Source organism: Nanhaiella sioensis, from assembly GCF_046557775.1.
GTDB classification, from domain to species: domain Bacteria; phylum Bacillota; class Bacilli; order Bacillales; family SM2101; genus Nanhaiella; species Nanhaiella sioensis.
Genome location: NZ_JBKAEG010000001.1, coordinates 318,064 through 341,203 on the forward strand (window position 1 = coordinate 318,064; position 23,140 = coordinate 341,203).

Genomic DNA, 23,140 nt, shown 5'->3' on the forward strand with positions numbered 1-23,140 from the left:
ACTACTATACGTGTCACCTCTTTTCTATCATAAGACGATGACAGTCGTATATAACACCAGCTTGCTTTGCTAATTTTAGCAACAAAGTTTCACTAAAGCCTTTCCTTAATAGAATCGAAGATTAAATGATAAATTTGTACCGTATAGAAGAGACAATTCTCTCTATACGGTATTTTTTTTGTTAACCTTTTTCCTATCATATGAAAACTAGCTCTCTTGTTGAATGTGTTAATCGCTCACTACCATTATCTGTTATGACAATGTCATCTTCAATTCTTACACCGCCAAGATGAGGGATATAAATTCCAGGTTCTACTGTTATAACCATGTTTGGCTGTAAGACATGGTCAGCTACAGCTGATAAAAAAGGAAGTTCATGTAAATCTAGACCAAGGCCATGACCAGTCCCATGACCAAAATATTCTCCATAACCTCTTTCAGTAATGTAATCTCTAACAATTTTATCACCGGCTTTACATGATAAACCTGATTTCATTCCTTTTACACCTAACGATAGCGCTTCTTTAACAATAGAATAAATTTCTTTTAATTGTTCATCAGGCTCACCCATAGCAATCGTACGAGTAATATCTGATCGGTATCCCTTATAAAGAGCACCAAAATCTAGCGTTACCATCTCTCCATACTCAATAATCTTTGGAGTAGCAACACCGTGTGGAAATGCAGACCGATAGCCCGATGCTACTATCGTATCAAATGATGACGAGTCTGCCCCTTGCTTTCTCATAAATAATTCTAATTCATTAGCTATCTCTTTCTCGCTAATACCTGGGCGTATAAATTCTAGTATATGATTAAATGCCCCATCAGCAATTTTTGCTGCTGTTTTAATCGTATCAATTTCTTCATCTGTTTTTATCATCCTTAACTTTTCAATAATCCCTGATGTTGGAACTAGCTGAGAGGAAAGAGTTTCTTCATATGTTTTAAATGCACCAAATGATAGATGCTCTTGTTCGAAACCTAACTTCTTGATACCGATAAGCTCCGACTGCACAGACACACTATTGGCGATCTCATTTATCGTGTTGCTTTTGTGTTTAACAATGTCAAACCCAATTGCCTGTTTGGTCGCTTGCTCTACATAACGAAAATCCACATGTAACTTAGCTTCATTTGCTGAAATAAGTACAACTCCTGCAGAACCAGTAAAGCCTGTTATATACCGCCTATTTTGAGCACTAGTGATAAGAAGTCCATCTACATTTAGTTCTAGAAGTAGTTTCCTAAGTTCTTTAAGTTTATCCATCATATCTCCCCCTCTTTTTTTAGCTCTTTTCGTAAGGATCTTCTCATAAGCTTAGTTTATTTTTTCAACTTACATTTGAGAAACTGATGTGTACGACATGACTTTTATCATTTAGAGAAGAGAATATGCCCTTAACGGTAGTTATATTTGTGTACAACTCTTATTACGAAAAGCAATAATTAATGCGTAAAACAGCCTTTCGTAAATTTTATTGATTTTTACATCCTACATCTAAGTCACTAAGTCAATGAAATGATTTTTATCATTTTTAGATAAGAAAAGGTTCAACGAATGCTAGTTGTTTGCGTGTTTTTTCTTGGTATGATAAACAAAAATCAATGTAAAAAAAACCTTTACTAAAACTATATATGCAGTTATTATGCCAAGCAGATAATATTTGCCTAAATCACTTGAATTCCTTTACTAATAAAAAATTACGAGAGAAACTATCAACGTTCATGACTACCGAGTCTCTCTTAAGACTCAAAATTGAATCATAAAGGCACCTTCGTTAACAAGAAAAACTTACGAAAAGCGTCAATGTAAAAATATCTTTACAACACTTTCTACTCGCTGTATAAATTAGTGCATACATTTTTCTTTTCTTAATTATTAGAAATTTTAGATTTTTCATATCATTATACTTCATAATTATGGTAATATTAAGATACTTATATAAATAGGACTGATGACGAGTGAATGTACAAGAATTTATCCATAATAGGAACAAGTTTTTAAGTAATATGCTATCCATTGTTTACGCAATAGAATTAGCTATCTCCATTTATATAAATGAGTTTCACACTATCATGCTGATTGGAATAGCCCTACTTTTTTTAATATATAGCTTTATATTTCTAGCTGCCAATCCAACTTTGACGATGTATGTAATCATCATTTCATTGTTCACATATTTTTTTGTTCTAAACTTCTTCTCACCTAACAGTGGGAACTATTTTCTAATCATATTTGGGATCATAGTTACCACCCTTTATCATCAAGTTCTACCTATCATTTTTTCTGGGGCAATTGCTACCTGCATGCTAATATTTTTCTTTGTAACAAATTACGAAGAAAATTTTGCAACTCCTTCGACAACAACAGATATCTATTTCGGTTACTTCACCGTATTAACTACGATATTTTTTATTTTTTTGGCAATTAATACGAGACAGCTCTGGTTAAGCGCTCAACATAGCGAACAAATAATGAAGCAACAATTGATATCTATTCAAGAATACTTCCAATCTTTTTTTGAAAATTCAAATGATGCTATTCTGTTATTAGATATAAATGGGACTATAATTATGATGAACGATGCATTTGAACGAATTTACGGTTGGACCTACGAAGAAGCTGTAGGATTTCACATTGAAAAAATCAACTTCAAACGTGAAGAAAGAAATGAATTATTACAACGAGTCCTATCTGGAGAAAGGATTGTTGCATTACCATTCAGTGATAAAGGTAAACATGGGAAAGATGTAGATGCTGAAATCACATTATCACCCATTTACAATGACCAACAAGTAATCATAGCTATTTCAGTCATAGCCAGAGATATTAGTAGTAAAAAAGAAACAGAAGCAAGGCTTATTCAGTCTGAAAAACTTGCAGTAGTGGGTGAAATGGCTGCAGGAGTTGCACATGAAATCCGTAACCCATTAACGGTCATATCAGGATTCATGAAAATTATAGATAGTGATAAAAATAATCCGTATAAATATTATTCCAAATTAATATTAGATGAACTCAAACGTATAAACTTAATTATTAGTGAGTTTTTAATCTTAGCCAAGCCACAAGCAGTAAAATACGAACAAGTAAAAATCAATACAATTATTGAAGACGTCATTCTACTGTTTCAATCAGAATGTAATTTACGTGACGTCAATATCCATTACGAGAATTCAAATAAATCTACTCTCCTTACATGTGAGGCGAACCAGTTAAAGCAAGTGTTTATAAATTTATTAAAAAACTCCATTGAAGCAATGCCAACAGGTGGAACCATTCACTTACTCTGTACGAGCACAAGTAATAACCTGCTAATTGAGGTACAAGATGATGGACAAGGTATACCAAGTTCAATTATTGAGAACATAGGCAACCCGTTCTTCACTACGAAAGAAAGTGGGACAGGTCTTGGAATGATGATAAGCCAAAAGATTATTCAAGACCACAAAGGAGAACTATCTATTACTAGCAAAGAGAATGAAGGAACAACTGTAGAGATCCTGCTTCCACTACAATAGACGTATTTTTTTGTTTGTGAACAATATTATTAATAGTTTCATCTAATCATTTCTCTTTTAACATCTGTTGTCTTAGTTAACTATTACATACTTCAATAATATAAAATCACTAAAAAAAGACCTCATAAAAGATGAGGTCCTTTTTATCTTATTCAACCTTTAAAAGTTGTATAGCCTTACCGCTTCATCACTTGGTTATAATTTTTTGGAATAAACTTAAAATAAATATGATTTACCTTTTCAATTTGTGCTTTTTTCTGTTCTAGATGTTTTTACTTGTTCATAAGATTATGGGTGAGGTGTTTACATGAAGAACATACATATATGTTTGTTATTTACATCCTACATTATCCTATTCTTAAATGGTTCAACACTCGGTTATTTCCTATTAAAATTATTAGATGCAAAGAATGGTCACTTATTCTTCAGTACACTTTCTTACTTTGGATCGTTACTTGCACTGATTGCTTACCATATTTATAAGAAGAATTCATTTTACTGTACAATGTCTTACCTCGTTAATATTATTATAGGCTTGTATCCTGCTCTATTTTTATTTAGTGCAAAATATTTTTTTCACAACTTACTCAAATGAATTTTATAATTGAAGTTACAGCCACTACAATTGACTCTTAAATATGTTTAATCAAATTGGCTGTTATTCTCTGGAATATATCTTGTTAACAGCTCTTTCAGGTTGTAACAAACCACTGTAGTCACCCTTAAGTTATAAGTATCTATACATTAGTTCTTTCTTGTTGGTCAGTTAATATTTGAGGTCCATCTTTTGTAATTGCAATAGTATGCTCATATTGTGCTGATAGACTCCCATCAATCGTACGGGCAGTCCAATGATTATCATCCATTTTTGATTGCCAAGCACCAACATTCACCATAGGTTCTATGGTGATTACCATACCTTCCTTTAATCTCAATCCTTTATGTGGTAAACCAAAGTGAGGCACTTGAGGCTCCTCGTGAATAGTTGGTCCAATTCCGTGTCCAACAAATTCTCGTACGACTGAAAAACCCTCATTTTCGACAAATGTTTGAATAGCATGACCAATATCACCCATTCTATTCCCAACATGTGCTTTTTCAATTCCTTTGTACATAGCTTCTTTCGTTACGGATAGTAATTTTTCTGTTTTGTCATTGATTTGTCCGACTGCATATGTCCAAGCTGAATCTGCTAATCCCCCATCCAAATTAACGACCATATCAATCGTGACAATGTCCCCATCATTCAAAGGCTTCTTGCGAGGAAATCCATGACAAATCTCATCATTTAGGGATGCACATGTAGCAAACTCGTATCCCCGAAATCCTTTTTGTTCAGGAGTAGCTCCGTGTTCCTTTAAATATCTTTCAACGAATTGGTCTATTTCATATGTTGATATACCTGGTTTAATTAGTTTTGCAATCTCTTTATGACATGAAACTAATAAAGCACCTGCCTTTTCCATTAATGCTATTTCTCTAGATGTTTTTAACTGAATCATCGCATGTCTCCTTTTCTGTTGACTTCACTAATATTCATATTGTTATGATTTAAAAAATGACACCAAAGACTTGAATTTTTTCTTCTGGAAGTTTCTTGTTAATGTTAATTATAACAACAAGTTGAGGTTATATGCGAACTGTTAAAGAGAAGAAATGATGCCACAAGCACTAGTTAGTATACTCGTTTATCTCTAAGTACGATAAACAAAATCAACCATTGTAAAAGAGGCTGTTGTATAGATCAACAGCCTCTAAACACATTACAACGATTACAACTTTTTATCTTCTACTCCACTTAACCATGCATCAATTTCACCTACAACTGATTGGACACAGCCCTCTTCGAAAGGAGATGTTAAATTCGCAACTTTTACAAGATTTGTAAATGATTGACTTCCTCCCTGTTTGCAAAGATGAACATAATCATTCCAAGCAGATTGCTGATCCTCTCTTGACCTTTTCCAAAATTGGAAAGAACAAATTTGCGCAAGCGTATAATCAATATAATAAAACGGAGTTTGATAAATGTGACTTTGACGTTGCCAAAAACCACCCTGTTCTAAATATTCATTTCCATCATAATCTCGATGTGGTAAATATTTTTTCTCTAAGTCTCTCCAAGCCAACTTCCTTTCTTTCGGTGTAGCTTCTGGATTTTCATAAATAAAATGTTGGAATTCATCAACTGCAACTCCATAAGGAAGAAATAATAACGATTCACTTAAATGAGAGAATTTATACTTTTCCGTATCTCCTTCGAAAAATAGCTCCATCCATGGCCAAGTGAAGAATTCCATACTCATTGAGTGTATTTCACAAGCTTCAAAAGTAGGCCAATTATATTCTGGGATCTCATAATTTCTAGACTCATACACCTGAAAAGCATGCCCCGCTTCATGTGTTAGTACATCAATATCGCCTGAAGTACCATTAAAATTTGAAAAGATAAATGGCGACTTATGGTTTTCTATATAGGAGCAATACCCACCACTTGCTTTACCCTTTTTAGCCACGAGATCCATTAAATTATTATCAATCATATAGTTGAAAAACTCGTTTGTTTCAGGAGATAATTCTTCATACATTTTCTTACCGTTATTTATAATCCATTCTGGACTTCCTTTTGGTGTTGCGTTACCAGTTTTATATTGAAAGCCTTCATCGTAATATTTTAAAGCATCGACCCCAATGCGCTCTTGTTGACGTTCCCGTAATTTAGTAGCTAATGGAACAATATATTCCTTCACTTGGTCTCGGAAATTTTTAACCATATCTGCATTATAGTCAGTTCTTGTCATTCGATAGTACCCTAACTCAACAAAATTTTTATATCCGAGTTTTACGGCAATTTCTGTACGTACTTTAACTAGCTTATCGAATATATCATCCAGTTGTTCAGCATGCTCTTTGTAGAAGCCAAACCGTGCTTCGTTTGCCTTTTTTCTCATTTCTCGATCAGTGGATTCAGCAAATGGACCTAGCTGAGCAAGTGTACGCTCTTCTCCTTCAAACATAATTTTTGCAGAAGCTATCAACTTTGTATATTCTGTGGATAATTTATTTTCTAATTGTAAATCTTCTACTACTTCAGGTGAAAATGTTTTTAATTCAGCATCAGCTAAGGCAAATAATTGCTTACCCCACTTCTCCTCTAGCTCAACTCTAAACTTGGAATTGACAAGTTCTTTGTAATAATCCGATATTAACCCTTGAAGCAAAGGTTGAACTTCATCTAAATAATCCTGTTCCTGCTTGTAAAATTCGTCCTCTGTATCGATGCTATGACGGATATAACAAAGGTTAAACATTGAACTCACATCATTACGAATATTGTTTATGTCGTTCATCGCTAGTTCTTGCTCATCTACATTACTAGCATTTTTGAATTTGTTAATAGCCAAATGATATTGGGCTTCAATTTCTTTCATATTTGGGCGTTCGTATGTATAAGTTTCAAATTTCATATTTTCCCCACCTTATTTTTATTTTGAACCACTTCTACTATTCTACATTGTTTATGAAAGTCCTTCTAAACAATATTCGAAAAATATCAATTTAATACCCAGAGTAAGGAAATTACGATTATGATGCAAAATATAAAAGCCTTCTTTATTAACCCGATTAATTGAGCTCATATGAAAATAATGTTAATCTTTGTGATTTTTTCTAACTAAGTATGATAGGATAAGAACGAATAATTAAGAAAGTTGCAATTATTGTAAACGTTGTTTATTTTAAGGAGGATAAAAAAATGCACGAATTAGACTTGCACCACATTTTTGAACTTGGCATGATTTTAATCATGCTTGCGGCAGGAATAACTGCAATAGCAAAGAAGTTTAAGCAACCATATCCAATTGCGCTTGTTATTGTAGGAACTATTATTGGGTTAGTAAATATCCCTGTACTTGAACCATTGAAGGAGTTTATTACCGAAGGAGAAGTGTTCAACTTTGTTATCATTACACTGTTTCTACCTGCTTTATTAGGGGAAGCTGCACTTAAACTCCCATATACACATTTGTTGGAAAATAAAAAGCCAATTATTGCATTAGCATTTGGCGGAACCTTTTTATCTTTCCTTATCATTGGTTTTTCATCCCATTACCTGTTAAATTTATCTATACCTGCAGCCTTCGTATTCGCCGCATTAATGAGTGCTACAGACCCTGTAAGTGTATTATCAATATTTAAAAGTGTTGGTGTTAAAAAACGCCTTGCTACTGTAATTGAGGGTGAGTCTCTTTTTAATGATGGCTTAGCAGTTGTTCTATTTAATATTTCTGCATTTTATTTACTCTCTTATATTGATCAAGGTTGGGTAGGCGCTGGCCTAGGTGCTTGGGAATTTGTAAAGGTAATCTCACTAGGACTCATTATTGGTGGTTCATTAGGATATGCATTCTCTCTATTAACTAAATATTTTGATGATTATCCCCTCGAAATTATTTTTAGTATTATTTTATTTTACGGATCGTTTTTATTAGCCGAAAGCGTACATGCTTCAGGAGTTATCGCAGTAGTTGTAGCTTCACTTATCTTCGGTAATTATGGATCAAAAATTGGGATGAGCCCAACTACAAAACTAAATATCAATAATTTTTGGGACGTAGCTGCATTACTTGCCAATTCACTTGTCTTTTTAATGGTTGGATTAGAAATAACAAGAATAGACCTAACTGACAAATGGGGCATGATTGGATTAGCGTTGCTCATCGTATTAATCGGTCGAAGCATTGCGGTCTATACTAGCTTGTCAATCGTCAAAAATTTCCCATTAAATTGGAAACATGTGTTGAATTGGGGAGGGTTAAAAGGGTCGCTATCCATTGCACTCGTATTAAGCTTACCGCGTGACTTTACGGGACGAGAAGATATCTTAATTCTAGCATTCAGTGTTGTACTATTTTCCCTTGTATTCCAAGGTTTAACAATAAAGCCTCTTATAAAAAAACTAGGCGTTATTTCTACTAGAAAAGGTTCTGATGATTATGAAAGATATTTAGCTCAACTATACCGATATCAAGCATCAAAGGATGAGCTATATAATGTTAAATCTAAACTATATATCCCTCATCTAGTTTACAAGGAGTTATTAGCTACTTATGACGCACATATAGAAAATATACAGAACGACCTTAACCAATTATTTAAGGAACACCCTGAATTAAAGGAAAACCAAATGGCAGCTTTAAAAAAACACATTCTATATGTGGAGCATGAAGCCATTAGTAGACTTGAAAAAGAAGACATTATTTCAGCCGAGATTAAGACAGCAGTACAAGAAACGATTACAAACGAACTGGTCAAGCTAGAAGAAAAATAACACAGCTCTATAAAACTTTGCTCGATAAACATAAATATAAATCACATCACAGTAATGCAAAGCTGTTGTAAAAAATGCAGCTATAAGTATAAGGCTGTTTTCGAATAGATTATTGTTTTTCGAACTAAAAATATACACACAACTAGGCTTAGAAATGTCTTCTCTTCTATAAAAAGATGACTGTTGAATAAAATGACATTTATATCTTCTATTTTAGGAACTATAGCAACAAAGTTTATGAAAAGAGCTAATCATAAAAACTAATTATCATTGTGTATAAAAATCACCTCGTATTACAAACTATTTAGTAGTTATTTAACTCCAATACGAGGTGATTTTTTTATGGTACAAATCTTACGACATGAAGTTGAAACACATGAAAACAACACAACAATTACAGTTTATGTAAATGAGAACCAAACAGAATTTGCAACAGAATTTGATTCAAAACAAAATGATGATAAAAATGATTTAGAAGAAAGTGTACAGAACTATGTCAAAAAGAGATTTCCAAACCTAAAAAAAGCTACTGTTAAAGTCGTTGTTGGCTCAATGCTAGTTACATCTTTTGCAGTTAGCCCAGCCCTAGGTATAATTGGAGGAGGAAATCAAGCTGAAGCAGCTGAAGCAGAAGAAGTGACTGAAGAGGCACTTGAAAGTGATTTTTCAGATGTTTCTCTCGAAAACATGGATGAAGAAACTGTTTCAGCTATTAACGATTTAGTAGATATGGGTGTCATCACAGGATATGAAGATGGCACATTCCAACCTTGGGAAGATATTTCAAGGCAGCATGCAGCAGTAATGTTTGTTAGAATGATGGATTTGGACACAACTGATGTTGAGGACCCAGGGTTTGAAGATGTAACCCCTGATGATTTGTATTACAAAGAAATTGCAGCTGCCGTTGAAGCTGGATTATTCATAAAGGCGGAGAATTTTAATCCAACTGCTACTTTCACACGGGGTCAAGCCGCTACTGTTTTGGTTAGAGCATTTGATTTAGAAGGAGATAAAACAACACCATTTACAGATATAACAGATAGTGGTCACGATGATATGATTGGAATTTTATTCAATAACGGTATAACCAAAGGAACGACTGAATCAACATTTTCACCACATTCCGAAGTAAAACGTTCACAATTCGCTCTATTTTTGTTCAGAACTTTTCAATTAGATGAAGATGTAGATGATGATACGATTGGTGAAGCTAATCCAGACGATGAGGGTATTGTCGACGACGAGACTGGTAACCCTGATGATGAAGGTAATATCGATGACGAGGCTGGCAATCCTGATGATGAAGGTAACGTCGATGACGAGACTGGCAATCCTGATGATGAAGGTAACGTCGATGATGAGACTGGCAATCCTGATGATGAGGGTATTGTCGACGACGAGGCTGGCAATCCTGATGATGAGGGTATTGTCGACGACGAGGCTGGCAATCCTGATGATGAGGGTATTGTTGACGATGAGGCTGGCAATCCCGATGATGAGGGTATTATTGACGACGAGCCTGGTAATCCTGATAATGAGGAAAACGTCTAGGATGAGGATGAAAATACATGTGGGTGGAAACAAAAATGTTTCCACCCACTTTATTATTCCATTTTATAGCTTTTTCTTTAAGATTTGATATAATACTATACGTATGTTTATAACAAGGAGCAGGTATATCTTGAAGAAAAAACATGGATTATATAAACACATTTCTTTTTACATTTTATTAGTAATCATTCCATCAATATTAATTATTACGGTAGTAATTAACTATGTTGTAGATGATTTAAAAAAAGATTTGTATGATGAAACGAAAGAGATTGTCAAATTTCATGAAAATCATATAGACAGTTTTATCGGTGAGGCAAAAGTTAGTCTAGAAACGCTTGCATTAGTCTATAACATATTAGATGAGAGCGAAAGTAATTTAACTCAAATTTTACAAAATACACAACAAAAAGATCCTCGATTTGATGGATTGTATTTTGTGAATAAAAGTGGAGTTATCACAGTAGGTTCGACTGCTATGCTTGAGAATGTTCCAATCTACGATCGAGAGTATTTTCTAGAGGCACAAAAAACTAAAAAAACAACAATCTCAAAATCCCTTTTTAGTAGAGTTAGTGGTGATGAAGTCATAGTAGTTATCACACCTATTACTCAAAATAACGATGAAATAAAAGGTTATTTATTAGCGAGTTTACGCCTTAATTATATGGAAAATGTCATGAATCAGTTAACCCCGAATATGATTATTAAAGTTTCTGATTCCAATCAGCCATTTTTATTTGGAACGAAGCAAGCTAAAAATATTAACGAACCTTTCCCAATTAAGGAACAATTTAATGAAGTACCTTGGGTAATAGAAGCTCAACCTCTAGCTTTGGAGAAAAAAGAGCTCATTCAAACAAGTTTGTTAATTATAGGGCTTACGTTCTTTTTTACTAATATCCTTTTTTTATTTGGAGAATATGTTTTACTTAAAAGAAAAGCCAAAGTTGAACGCCTACAGAATGATGCACAAAAGCTTGAGTTAGTGGGAGCATTAGCAGCAAGTACTGCACATGAGATTCGCAACCCTTTAACTGGGATAAAAGGGCTCATTCAACTGTTAAGTGAAAAATATAAAAACCAAGAAGATCAATATTATTTCTCCGTTATCCAAACAGAAATTAATAGAATTAATGAAATTTCAAGTGAATTTTTAGTTCTTGGTAAACCTACCATTCAAAAAAACGAAAAGTATTGCCTAGTAGATATCTTAGATGAACTTGACCCTATTCTGCGCTCAGAAGCAAATTTATATAATGTAGAGTTAGATGTTATTACGCCAACACATAAAGTTTATGTTCGCCTTTCAAAAGATCATATTAAACAAGTCATATTAAATCTAACAAAAAATGCTCTTGAATCGATAAAGAATGATGGACAAATTAAGATACAATTATGTACAAGAGATAAATTTTGCAGACTTGAGATCACAGATAATGGAAAAGGTATGACGGAAGAGGTATTATCGAAAGTATTCACACCATTTTTTACAATGAAGGATAAAGGCACTGGTCTTGGCCTTGTCGTATGTAAAAGGATCGTTAATATGTATAACGGACATATAAAGATTCATAGTATTGAAAACAAAGGAACAACCGTTGAGATTTTATTCCCATTATGTACATCTAAGAAATAGCTATTCTTGCTATAACCTAGCAGAATCTCAAAAGAAAGAAAGTAGGTGAAATTGTTGTGTCTAATACACACCTAGAATTCAATATGCTTATAGGTGCAAATAAACCAGAAAATATAATAAATAAAAATGCATCATGTCCATTCTGTGATCGTGATAGCTTGGAAAATATTATAGACGAAGACGGAGCAATCATTCTACTAAAGAATAAATATCCAGTTCTAAAAGACGCATATCAAACTGTAATAATTGAAACTGATGATTGTCACTCAGAACTTTCGACTTATTCAAAGGATCATTTGTATGGACTCTTATCCTTTAGCTTAAAGCATTGGATAAAATTAATGAACACAAATGAATACCAGTCAGTTATATTTTTTAAAAACCATGGCCCATATTCGGGTGGATCGTTAAGACACCCACATATGCAAATTGTAGGCCTTAATTATGTTGATTACTCACAAAATGTTTCAATAAGGGATTTCGAAGGCATTCATATTGCTTCAAAAGATGGTGTTTTGTTCAACATTTCATCCTTTCCCCGAATGGGCTTTGTTGAATTAAATATCAAGCTACCATCTTTTGAGAAACATTTACTGATGGCTGATTATATCCAAATTGCAACCCATTATGTATTAAATCATTTTCACAAAAACTGTAATAGTTATAATCTTTTTTTCTATTATGTAGAAAATGAGATTTACGCTAAAGTCATTCCACGGTTTACTACATCACCGTTGTTTGTTGGATATTCAATTCCACAAGTCTCAAATCAAACTTCAAGAATTGCAAAGAATATACAAGAAAAGTACTTTAAATGACTTGCTTAAGTTACAAAATAATAATAAATGTGAACTTTTTCTGAAAATTTAAAAAATATGATATGAAAATTGTATTTTTTGTCATATAATATAGTCACAGCCTTTTAATCATGTAGATTCTTTTTAGATAGAAAGGAGTGGCGAAATGAATACACATCCTAATTATCGAGAGTTTTATCAAAAATCATGTATTTGTATGGGCGAGAGTGATCGTAGTAAATTTGTGGAACAAATTAAAGAACATGTAGATCATACGAATATGGCTACTCATTGGCTAATAGCTTTAGAAGGTGAACCTATAGACAACAATTCAGAAATATATATATGGAAAGTTATAGTGTTCCCTGCATACGTTGATGGAATGTTTCATTACCGAAATCCTCAGGTTCTTATCAAATCTATTCATTCCATGCATAAGGCTTTTGAGTTAGCTAAAGAGCTAGAAACACATATAAAATCTGATTGCCTTTTAATTAACTACTCAAACAAACAAGTCGGTTAATTTATATGCTTTACTCTTTTTATTCAATTATGTGAAAACTAACACATAACTGATTTACATACCTTATTCACTTCTTAACAAGTGGATGTTTACGAATTGATTGTTGTTTATCGAATTAGGATAAACAACTCATATAAAACAATTTACCCCGTTCTTTACGAACGGGGTTTTTTTGCGGAGGATCGGAAAAGATAGTATTAATTCCCTATCGTTTGTAATTGTAGTAAACTTACTAAATATACCTTACCACCAATGTCCTATTCAATCTCTCAAATCAGAAATAATTTCCAAACAATCTCCAACCGTCAGCTCTACATCAGAATGTATTTCTTCTTTTGCTCGACGATCACCATCACAAAGCAACATTATATCTATATTTACGTCATTCATATGATTACTCCTTCCTTCTATCCAAACATTACAAATTCAAATTATACAGTAATATATTAGTTAACATTTTTTCAATACTATTCCACTCTTTATCCTAGTTGCATAAAGTTTCCCTGGCATAACAATTTCTTTGAACAGATTTTGTATACCTTTCATGCCCTCCTATATTAATTATCGTAATTCTCATCTTGTTTTTCAGAGTATTTCATCCTATCTTAATTTACTATTTTATTATTCTTTTTCATTCACTATTACCTTTGACTTATAATTAACTGAATTCTTCACAGTTAACTTTCGATTAGTTTAAATGTCCTATTATATCATCCCACGTTAATAATTTATTGCGATAAGTTTTAAGGTGGGCGACAAATACAATATAGATTTTCGGCAAATATACTCCCCCTGACTTAAACTAACAGTTTCCCAGGGACATTTAACAACCGGGCTTTTAAAACCTCTCGACTAAAATTACTTACACTGACCTATACGAAAAAAGATGTCAAGTTACTAAATGCTACTTGCAAACTGTAAACAATACTCCTAATGGAACAGTTTTATTTATCGATACTAAGACCTATTCCGTTATTGCTACCGTTTCAGTAGAGTGATTACCTACCGATGTCGCAAATAATGCCGAGGAAAAACTCGCCCATGTTACGAACCAAGGATGAAGCGAAAGTAGCAACTGATAATCCTACTGAAGTTAGGGTTGAGATTGCGACTGAAAAAGCAAGAAAAGAGATAACTGAGGAAGCAGTCGAAGAGCAAGCCGAAAAAGATAACGTAAATTTATTGATTCGGTATGTATGAAGTTGGCGAGGATATTGAGGAGGGACTTTATAAAAGTGATAGGTTGGTTCGGTATTATATTGGGCGCAGTTATCAAGATCAGTGTTGAGTTTGACGAAATTATTGGAAAGTTAACCCGGTGGAATCAAGTCTGATAGAAACCCTTGAATCAGACGTTACTTTAGAAACTCAAGTGTCCGCTATTGGTATAAAAATCCATGATACTTACCCGACTGAAATCGTGACGTCTTTCAGCGTCGGCAAATATATTATTGGGAAGTCTGTACTACTAGGGAGTATAAATCTTCTGAAGGTAACAGAATGGGGTACTTGGCTCGATAAACCGATTTTAGTGGTAATTTTAATATGAATATAACGAATGTCAACCCAATCGGCTCTGCAAACGTTGAGTTCAATGCTAAAGCGTTCGGTAATGAACCGCTTGACATAAAGTTGAATAAAAAAAATTGCCCCGCCCAATAAAGAACGGGGATTTCTCAGAGGACTTGAAAAGAATAGGTTTAACAGCTATCTAACGTAGTATCCCCCGCGCTCCTAACTCTTATTCGGCAATGTCCAATCAAAATTGTAACCACTTGCCGTCTTGTACACACCTGTCTAGACGCCACTATTCGAATTGCCTTCCACCATTGTCAAGTGAAGTACCTAGCGTATTGATTCCCGGTTCGTTAACTTCTTTGTCGAACAGTATTAACATAACATCAATGATCTGAATTTTCCCCTACTAATCCTTTAATACCTTGTTTATAATGTCAATCCATCGATCCCAAATATAATTGATAACGACGATTATAGGAGTATGTAAAAAGCCGGCACTAAGCCGACTTAATTTGTAATCATATCGCAAGTTACGAAGTATACTTTCCATGGTCACAAACATGGTCACTATCATAATCACGAACGATCATTTTTCACTTATTATGCTAGTCTAAATACTACACCGTGCCCACCTTTAGGATATTCCCATTTGATATTTTGGTATGGGCAACCAATACGGCAACTTCCACATTCATGACAACCTTCGTACCCTACATGCATCCGTATATCCTCCCATTTGTAAACTTCCGCTGGACAGAATACGGTACACAACTTATCTGGACACTTTTCGATACATACATCGTGGTCTAATACTGTTAAGTGGGACTCTGTATCTGCTTTAAACCGTACTAAATACTGTTTATCTTCTATTGTATTTGACATTATTTCACCGCCTTCCACGCACGATACATATCAGACATGAGTTTAAATGTACCTTTTTCACCTCTAATTGTTCGAATAATTTCCTTTTGTTTATCCTTCTTAGGTGTTCCATCAACTGTGAAAAACTTACTTGCAGCTTTATTCATCATTGGTAAATATTCCTTGAAATATTGTGGATTATTTTCGAATGTATGAGTTGCATCTTTATATTTCTTTAAATCTTTTCCAATAAAACTGTTATAAATATTCTCACGATACACATTCAATGTAGCTTCAGAGTAGCTATCTCTTTCTTTTGCGTACAGAATCGCTTCTGCTGCAAGTCGTCCAGATGACATTGCCATATTTGATCCCTCTCGATGAATTGCATTTACGAATTGTGCTGCATCACCCGCAACGAGAACACCGTCACCAACGATTTTTGGTATAGAATGATATCCGCCCTCAGGAATAAGATGCGCCAAATATTCTACCGATTCTCCGCCATCAACATAAGGTTTGACCATCGGATGTGACTTTACATAATCGAGTAAATCATATGGCTTCATCTTTGCTTTAATCATACTCGATAGTGTAGTCCCTACCCCTAAATTTAGACTATCTTTATTTGTATACAAAAAGGCTGTACCTAAATTTCCTTTAGTTGAGTCTCCAAAGATTTCAACTGTACAGCCTTGATTATCTTCGAGATTAAATCTTTCATTAATTTTAGCCTTCGGCAGGTTAATCACCTCCATGACGGTTAACGCTACCTCATCAGGCTTAAATTCTTTATGAAATCCTAATTGTTTTCCTAATAAAGAATTAACTCCGTCGGCTAAAACAACAACATCTGCGTATACATCTCCATCCGGTCGATCAGTCCTTACACCGATAACTTTACCATTTTCTACGATACATTCTTTCACAACGGTTTCATTAATTAATAGCGCTCCAGCTTCTACTGCTTTTTGAGCAAACCATTGATCAAATTTAGCGCGTAAAACCGTAAAGTTATTATAAGGCTCTTTTCCCCATTCAAGACCCTTATACCCAAAGGAAACCATGGATTCTTTATCCATCATCCAAAAGCGTTGTTCAATAACCGGCCTTTCTAAAGGAGCCTCTTTCCAAAACTCTGGAATGATCTCTTCCATTTGCTTTCTATATAACACGCCACCCATGACGTTTTTACTGCCAGGGTATTCTCCACGTTCAATAAGAAGTACATTTAAACCATTTTTTGCACAAGTATATGCACAAGAAGTACCTGCTGGTCCTGCTCCTACGACTATAACATCAAATTTTTCAGACATAGCTAACTTCACCGTCCTTCTGAGTACGTACCTTCTTGAATTGTTCGATTAGTTTTGGAACGATTTCAAGCGCATCTCCTACAATTCCATATGTTGACACATCAAATATAGGTGCGTTTTCATCCTTATTAATGGCAATGATATATTCAGAATTTTTCATTCCAACAACATGTTGAATTGCACCTGATATTCCTATAGCAAAATATATTTTAGGAGTTACTGTTTCTCCAGTCTGTCCAACTTGATTTTCGTGTGGTAGCCATCCAGCTTCTACTACATCACGAGTACCCCCAACTGTTCCCCCAATGACATCTGCTAATTCATGAATGAGTTGAAACCCTTTCTCATCACCCAAACCTTTCCCACCAGCTACAATAACATGCGCTTCAGCTAGTGCTGCCTTCTTGTCAACATCTTTCACTATTTGCAATACCTTAGTACGCAATTGATCTTCCTGTAAATCAATTGTTTCTTCGATCATGTTACCTGTACGACCGTAATCTGGTAATAGCGCTTTCATTACCTTCGGACGCACAGTAGCCATTTGTGGTCGATGCTTCTTACACAAAATCGTTGCCATAATATTTCCACCAAAAGCTGGACGACTAGCTTCTAATAATCGCTTTTCGACATTTACGTCTAGCATCGTTGTGTCTGCCGTTAACCCAGTACTTAAATCTGTTGCTACAGCACTTGCAAGGTCCTTCCCATTCGGAGTTGCACCATATAAAAAAATCTCTGGTTTATATTTCTCACTAACTTTCACAACCCCTGCCATGTAAGTTTCAGTACGATAATCTTTCAAAATCGGATCATCAATGACATAAACCTCATCTGCACCAAATGCAAATATATCTGAGCTCTGCTCCTTCACACCATCTCCGAGTATAATTCCTGCCAAAGAAACATCTAGTTTATCTGCTAGCTTTCTACCTGCTCCTAGCAGTTCTAATGAAACTCCTTCTATTTTTCCATCATTTTGCTCTATAAAAACCCAAACACCTCTGTTTTCTTCCATATAGCTTCCCCCTATTCATTCTTTGAAAAGTAGTCGTTATTAGAGGTTATCTCATAGTTCAAGCAGCTTTCTTCAGCCTTCAACTTTTTCTTCAAATAACTCTTTCTTTTCCAAGAGTAGATTAATAATTTGATTGACTTGTTCATCGACTGTTCCTTCAATTATTTTCCCACCTTCTGGCTTAGGCGGGGTAAACATTTTGCCAACTATCGTCGGAGAACCTTTTAGCCCTAGCTGCTTTCGATCTACATTTTCAAGATCATTAACAGTCCAAACTATAGGAGAATAACGCGCAGCCATTATCATGTTAGGTAATGGTGCATATTCAATGTCATTTATTTCTTTTTCAACTGTTAAGAGTGATGGGATAGTTGTTTGAATAAGTTCATATCCATTAGATAATTTCCTTTTAACTAACATCGTTTTTTCTGGCTGATTAATTTCCACCACTTCAATGACATTGGTAATTGGAGGTATATCTAACCTTCTTGCTATTCCTGGTCCTGTTTGCCCTGTATCACCATCTATTGCATGCTTTCCACATAACACCAAATCTATTGGTTGTTCTTTCTTAATTTTCTCTAGCGCTTTCGACAAGGCATAGCTGGTTGCTAACGTATCAGCTCCAGCAAACGCCCGATCAGAGATTAAGTATCCTTGATCTGCGCCAATTTCAATACATTTTTTAATTACGGCATCTGCTTGTGGTGGACCCATTGATAATACAGTAATTTTCCCACCTACTAGCTTTTTTAAGCGGACTGCTTCTTGAACAGCATGAGCATCATACGGGTTCAAAATAGCGGGAGCACTCCGGCGGTCTAACGTATTGGTTTTAGGATTAATTTTAATAATCTTTGTGTCTGGTACTTGTTTAACGCAAACTACGATGTGCATTCGTTACCCTCACTCCTCTAAAAAATTTATAAATGAGTTCATTCGAAAAGCTATTGCACTTTTTGAATAAGCTCTATTACATCATTCAGTTGTACGTCTAAATCTTGCTATAATATTTGAGACATAGTGTAATGAATAACAATTAGCAACAATGCTGCTGATTAACCAACCTGACGTTTCTCAAACGAATGCTCCAAAACATTTTGTTATTATTTTCACAATAATGTCTATAAAAAAGGCTTTTTTACGTACTATAGTATTCGAGGCATTATGTTATACGATGAGCATAGCCTCAAAGTCACTATTAGCTGTTCTAATGTAGGAAAATATAGAACAAAGTTTACGAAAAGAGCCTTAAAAAACCAAATAAAAGACCTAATTCTAGTCAAACAGGAAAACGGCATATAGTTTCTGCTTGTTGACAGGGTTATTCAGGTGTCCATTAAGCTTTATTTATCGGTATAAGAATATTGAGTGTTCTACGGCGGTTTTAACTTTATCTAGGTGAGTTTCTTTGGAGAGTCTCTAACATGCTGTATATGATGTCGAATAATGTAAGCGTTATCTCAATCTTTATTTGACCAAATCTTCGCAAGATAGTCTGTGACGTTCATCACAATACATCATATATAAATATAAATTAGGAGGTGAAATTATTATTGTATTAGTTGGAGTTTGGTGAATATTTAAATTATTATAAACATTAAAATAATTAATATTATATAAACTTATTTTAAGTATTTTTCTACCGTTTGTAAAGTAGTAAATCCAATCTTATCTTCTTCAACTAGACGCAATCACCCTGTTTTAGTTCCAGATTTCACTTTACCTTTCTTCATAGGCTTGTCCCAAAAGAAAAATACTTGATAAGATAGACGCTCTTGTTTCTTCAACGTTAGTTGTTGGTACTTATAAATTAACTTATCCAATTCTTGACTGCACTTAACAACCTCTTCACTTGAGTAATTTCTTTCTGAAGCTAACGTTAACATTTCTTTTCTTTTTTTATCAATCTTTAATTGAAGACTATTAAGATTATTCATAAATTTCTCCACCATTCTCCCCTCAAATGCGATCTTTAGACGAAGTTGTCACAAAATTGTATGAAATGATCTGCTTCACTCTAAATGTCGTTTTCTAAACATACAAAAAAAATGAGTACTTGTGAATTATTACAAAATATTCTTTTCTTGTAAATAGATTCGCAAAATTAGACAAAATCTCTTAATAAAGATTATATTTCTATGCTCAATAAATGGCATATTAACAACAAAAAAGCTAGGTGAACCTATATTATTCACCTAGCTTTTTGCTTTATAGCATCTATCAATATTTAATTTTTTTGTTGTTATTTATTTTTGTAATGATTTCTTCTTGTTCCGCTTTTGATATGATACTCATTTTTGAGCAAAGTAGTGTATAAAAACCAATTTTTTGTTTGATTTTCATGTATATAACCCCCTTTTTACCTAGACCAACATTTTTTACTTTAGTTAATTATATGACAAGGTATATACAAATGTTAAATAAAATAAGCTCATTTCGTAAACTATGTAGCTATTGTCATTAAATTAGGCAAAATTGACTTTATTATAAATAAGAAAAATTCCTCGAAAGCTTGATTTATACGTATTTACTTCTTAGTACAAAAAGCAACAAACAACTCTTATACATCCTTTTAATTGAATCTACAGTTGCTTATATGCTAAAGTCATCCTCAAAAGATAAAAGTTTAGGCACTTACATGCTAAGTTCAAAATAAAATAACAATGAATGCGAATTGGAGTCGATCATTTCTCGACTGGTAATGTAATATAGAAAGTTGTACCCTGTCCTTGCTCACTTTCAACATGTATACTGCCCTTGTGTTCTTCGATAATCTGATAACTGACCATCAGTCCTAAACCTGTTCCAGACTCTTTTGTCGTAAAAAATGGCTCACCTAATCTTGATAACATTTCTTTTGGCATGCCGTTACCTTCATCTCGAATTGTAATCATCAGTTCAGTTTGGTTTCTCATTTCCGTTTTAACAGTAATCGTTCCACCGTTACTCATCACTTCAATGCCATTTTTTATAATATTAATAAATACTTGCTTCAGTCGATTTGGTTCACAATACATAAAAGGTAAACCATCTTTAAAAACTGTGACAAATTCTATATTATGAAGCAATGCCTGTGCTGATAATAAGTCAATTGTTTCTTTGACAATTGTTGATACATCCTTATGTACAAATAATTCATGCTTAGGTTTTGCCAACATCAAAAAATCAGTTATGATCGTTTCTATACGATTGATTTCAGAAGTAATGACATCAAAATACATTTGATAATTTTCTTTAATACTACTTTCTAGTAATTGTATAAAACCTTTTAATGCGGTAACTGGATTTCTAATTTCATGAGCAATTCCTGCAGCAAGTTGACCTACAACACTAAGTGTGTCTGATTTTCTAATATGCTCCTCCATACCGATACGTTCAGAAACGTCTCTGACAATTGTGATATTAAGCCCTTCTACAACATTTTGCTTTGCAGCAAATTCAAGATACTTAAGTTGTTTCCTACTATCCCTTATCTTTAATCTACCCTTTGATTCGCCTTCTTCGTTAAAGTTAACTAAACCTCCATTTTCACATTCTAGGTCATCAATAAAATCGGATAAATTCGAGTTTGTTAATTCTTCTTGACTTAAACCGTATATGTCACATGCTGCTGGATTTACATCAACGATATTGAATTGATGATCCCAAAAAACTATGCCATCCAACGCCCAATTAAATGTATTTCTAAACCTCTGATCACTTTCTCTAAGCTGATGTTCAATCTCAATACGTTTACTAATATTTCTGAAGACAACTACGTTTAAGCCATCTATAATTCCCTTCTTAGTTGTAAATTCAAGATATTTCTTCTCACCATTAGGCATATAAAATACTAAATCATCTCTAATCTCGATATTATCACGGAATTTCTCCAATAAATCCTTCATTTTAGGATGTTTATTGTCAACAAAATCGGACAATTTTTTTGAAATAAGAATATCAAGAGGTAATTCAAAAGTACGACTTGCAGCATGGTTTGCTTTTTTTATTTGAAAACTGTCATCATACAACATAATCGCTTCATGGGCGTGCTCAAAAATCGCTCGGAACCTTTCTTCACTTTTTTCAAGCTCTATTTCCATATCTCGTTTTTGAGTGATATCACGTATGATCGCTATCCTAGATCCACTATTTACATTTGCTGCAACTGAGTATTCTACGTATATCTCTTTACCATCAAGGAGTACAACATGCAGTACACCCTTCTTTCTACGATTTATGACAAGATTCTTTAGCACAGTTTTTATGTATTGCTGATCATTCATATGTACAAATTGAAAAATATTAAAAGAACGTATTTGACTTTCTCTTATATTTAAATATGTTCTCATAGGTTCATTCATGTCAATAAATTGACCTTCTTTGTCGAAAATGAGTATACCATCTACAGTATGGTCAAACAATTCTAGTAACATTTGTTCATTTATAGAACGTTCTTGCTCTATTTTTTTACGTTTTGTGACATCTCTAAATAGCGAAACGCAATAATCTCCAATTACATTTATGTTTGTTCCATATTCTATATATTTTAATGTTCCATTATTCAATCTTATCGGAAATTCATTAGTTACGTGCTTATTTGATTCAAAAATGGTCAACCTCTTAATCATAGTTTCTTTTGGAACAACAGTTAAAAAATCTCTCATGTTCTTAGTAAGTAATTGTTCTTCGGGAAGTTCAAACATTTCGCATGCCATCTCATTTACTTTCACAAAATTACCTTTATTATCAAATACAATGATAGCTTCATTTGCTTTCTTATAGTATGTACGAATGTCAAGTAGTTGTTGTTGAAGCTGCTTATTATTCTTTTCAAGCTGTGATATGTATTTTTTTAACTTTTCAACTTCGTTATCATTAGTTGTTTCGTTCAAGTTCATTAACCCTCCCCTTTAAAACAAATACTGTCTCAATTAGTCGTTTTTAATCATAAGAAAAAACGCTTCTTAGCCCCTTCCCTACTTTAAAAAGATTGTAGTAGCATAATACTGCATAGAGCTTTTCTTATGTAGGATACACCGTTTATGGGCTTAATCAAAATGTGGCAAGTAACAATC

Annotated in this window: 18 protein-coding genes; 7 read left to right on the plus strand and 11 right to left on the minus strand. The window is 33.8% G+C overall.

The genetic code is table 11. The features are described from left to right. Nucleotides 1–196: 196 nt before the first annotated feature. Nucleotides 197–1,270 carry a M24 family metallopeptidase gene (locus tag V1503_RS01470; protein ID WP_410624268.1) on the minus strand — a complete coding sequence of 358 codons (1,074 nt, stop codon included), beginning with the start codon at nucleotides 1,268–1,270 and terminating at the stop codon, nucleotides 197–199. Between the two features lie 695 nt (nucleotides 1,271–1,965). On the opposite strand from V1503_RS01470, the gene V1503_RS01475 reads away from it, so the two are divergent. After that, on the plus strand, nucleotides 1,966–3,525 hold the full coding sequence (locus V1503_RS01475) for an ATP-binding protein (RefSeq protein WP_410624270.1): 1,560 nt from the start codon (nucleotides 1,966–1,968) through the stop codon (nucleotides 3,523–3,525). A 737-nt stretch (nucleotides 3,526–4,262) separates the two neighbouring features. Here the strand turns inward: V1503_RS01475 and map are convergent. Both map and V1503_RS01485 read right to left on the minus strand, forming a co-directional pair. After that, nucleotides 4,263–5,027 (minus strand): type I methionyl aminopeptidase, encoded by a 765-nt coding sequence (gene map, locus V1503_RS01480; protein WP_214482128.1) that lies wholly within the window; start codon nucleotides 5,025–5,027, stop codon nucleotides 4,263–4,265. 270 nt (nucleotides 5,028–5,297) lie between these two features. Then, nucleotides 5,298–6,992: a M3 family oligoendopeptidase gene (locus V1503_RS01485; RefSeq protein WP_320257468.1), complete on the minus strand. Its 1,695-nt coding sequence runs from the start codon at nucleotides 6,990–6,992 to the stop codon at nucleotides 5,298–5,300. 287 nt (nucleotides 6,993–7,279) lie between these two features. Here V1503_RS01485 and V1503_RS01490 point away from each other — a divergent pair, with 287 nt between their 5' ends. From V1503_RS01490 to V1503_RS01510, 5 genes are all read left to right on the plus strand, one after another. Next, nucleotides 7,280–8,854: a cation:proton antiporter gene (locus V1503_RS01490; RefSeq protein ID WP_320257469.1), complete on the plus strand. Its 1,575-nt coding sequence runs from the start codon at nucleotides 7,280–7,282 to the stop codon at nucleotides 8,852–8,854. 342 nt (nucleotides 8,855–9,196) lie between these two features. Then, entirely contained in the window at nucleotides 9,197–10,408 is a 1,212-nt protein-coding gene (locus V1503_RS01495) for an S-layer homology domain-containing protein (RefSeq protein ID WP_410624273.1), read from the plus strand. 130 nt (nucleotides 10,409–10,538) lie between these two features. Beyond that, nucleotides 10,539–12,047, plus strand: a complete 1,509-nt coding sequence (locus tag V1503_RS01500; protein WP_410624275.1) for an ATP-binding protein — start codon at nucleotides 10,539–10,541, stop codon at nucleotides 12,045–12,047. A 56-nt stretch (nucleotides 12,048–12,103) separates the two neighbouring features. Beyond that, nucleotides 12,104–12,865, plus strand: a complete 762-nt coding sequence (locus V1503_RS01505; protein WP_410624277.1) for a DUF4931 domain-containing protein — start codon at nucleotides 12,104–12,106, stop codon at nucleotides 12,863–12,865. A 145-nt stretch (nucleotides 12,866–13,010) separates the two neighbouring features. Further along, complete coding sequence (locus tag V1503_RS01510; RefSeq protein ID WP_320257473.1) at nucleotides 13,011–13,367, plus strand: hypothetical protein; 357 nt, start codon at nucleotides 13,011–13,013, stop codon at nucleotides 13,365–13,367. Between the two features lie 261 nt (nucleotides 13,368–13,628). Here the strand turns inward: V1503_RS01510 and V1503_RS01515 are convergent, their stop codons facing one another. After that, on the minus strand, nucleotides 13,629–13,757 hold the full coding sequence (locus V1503_RS01515; RefSeq protein WP_284730446.1) for a hypothetical protein: 129 nt from the start codon (nucleotides 13,755–13,757) through the stop codon (nucleotides 13,629–13,631). Between the two features lie 651 nt (nucleotides 13,758–14,408). On the opposite strand from V1503_RS01515, the gene V1503_RS01520 reads away from it, so the two are divergent. Continuing rightward, entirely contained in the window at nucleotides 14,409–14,567 is a 159-nt protein-coding gene (locus V1503_RS01520) for a hypothetical protein (protein WP_410624279.1), read from the plus strand. Nucleotides 14,568–15,485: 918 nt separating this feature from the next. Here V1503_RS01520 and V1503_RS01525 read toward each other — a convergent pair. The 7 genes from V1503_RS01525 to V1503_RS01555 form a co-directional block, all read right to left on the minus strand. Then, nucleotides 15,486–15,767 carry a ferredoxin family protein gene (locus tag V1503_RS01525; RefSeq protein ID WP_214482118.1) on the minus strand — a complete coding sequence of 94 codons (282 nt, stop codon included), beginning with the start codon at nucleotides 15,765–15,767 and terminating at the stop codon, nucleotides 15,486–15,488. Beyond that, complete coding sequence (locus tag V1503_RS01530) at nucleotides 15,767–17,062, minus strand: FAD-dependent oxidoreductase (protein ID WP_214482114.1); 1,296 nt, start codon at nucleotides 17,060–17,062, stop codon at nucleotides 15,767–15,769. Before V1503_RS01530 ends, V1503_RS01525 begins: the two co-directional genes overlap by 1 nt. Then, nucleotides 17,055–18,080 (minus strand): electron transfer flavoprotein subunit alpha/FixB family protein, encoded by a 1,026-nt coding sequence (locus V1503_RS01535; protein ID WP_410624282.1) that lies wholly within the window; start codon nucleotides 18,078–18,080, stop codon nucleotides 17,055–17,057. The genes V1503_RS01530 and V1503_RS01535 overlap by 8 nt, the downstream gene beginning before the upstream one ends. A gap of 72 nt (nucleotides 18,081–18,152) precedes the next feature. After that, nucleotides 18,153–18,977, minus strand: coding sequence for an electron transfer flavoprotein subunit beta/FixA family protein (locus V1503_RS01540; RefSeq protein ID WP_214482110.1), 825 nt, complete (start codon nucleotides 18,975–18,977; stop codon nucleotides 18,153–18,155). Nucleotides 18,978–19,774: 797 nt separating this feature from the next. Continuing rightward, entirely contained in the window at nucleotides 19,775–20,020 is a 246-nt protein-coding gene (locus V1503_RS01545) for an aspartyl-phosphate phosphatase Spo0E family protein (RefSeq protein ID WP_214482108.1), read from the minus strand. Nucleotides 20,021–20,303: 283 nt separating this feature from the next. Beyond that, nucleotides 20,304–20,426: a hypothetical protein gene (locus V1503_RS01550; protein WP_320257477.1), complete on the minus strand. Its 123-nt coding sequence runs from the start codon at nucleotides 20,424–20,426 to the stop codon at nucleotides 20,304–20,306. 341 nt (nucleotides 20,427–20,767) lie between these two features. Further along, nucleotides 20,768–22,957, minus strand: a complete 2,190-nt coding sequence (locus V1503_RS01555; protein ID WP_410624285.1) for a PAS domain-containing sensor histidine kinase — start codon at nucleotides 22,955–22,957, stop codon at nucleotides 20,768–20,770. Between the last annotated feature and the right edge of the window lie 183 nt (nucleotides 22,958–23,140).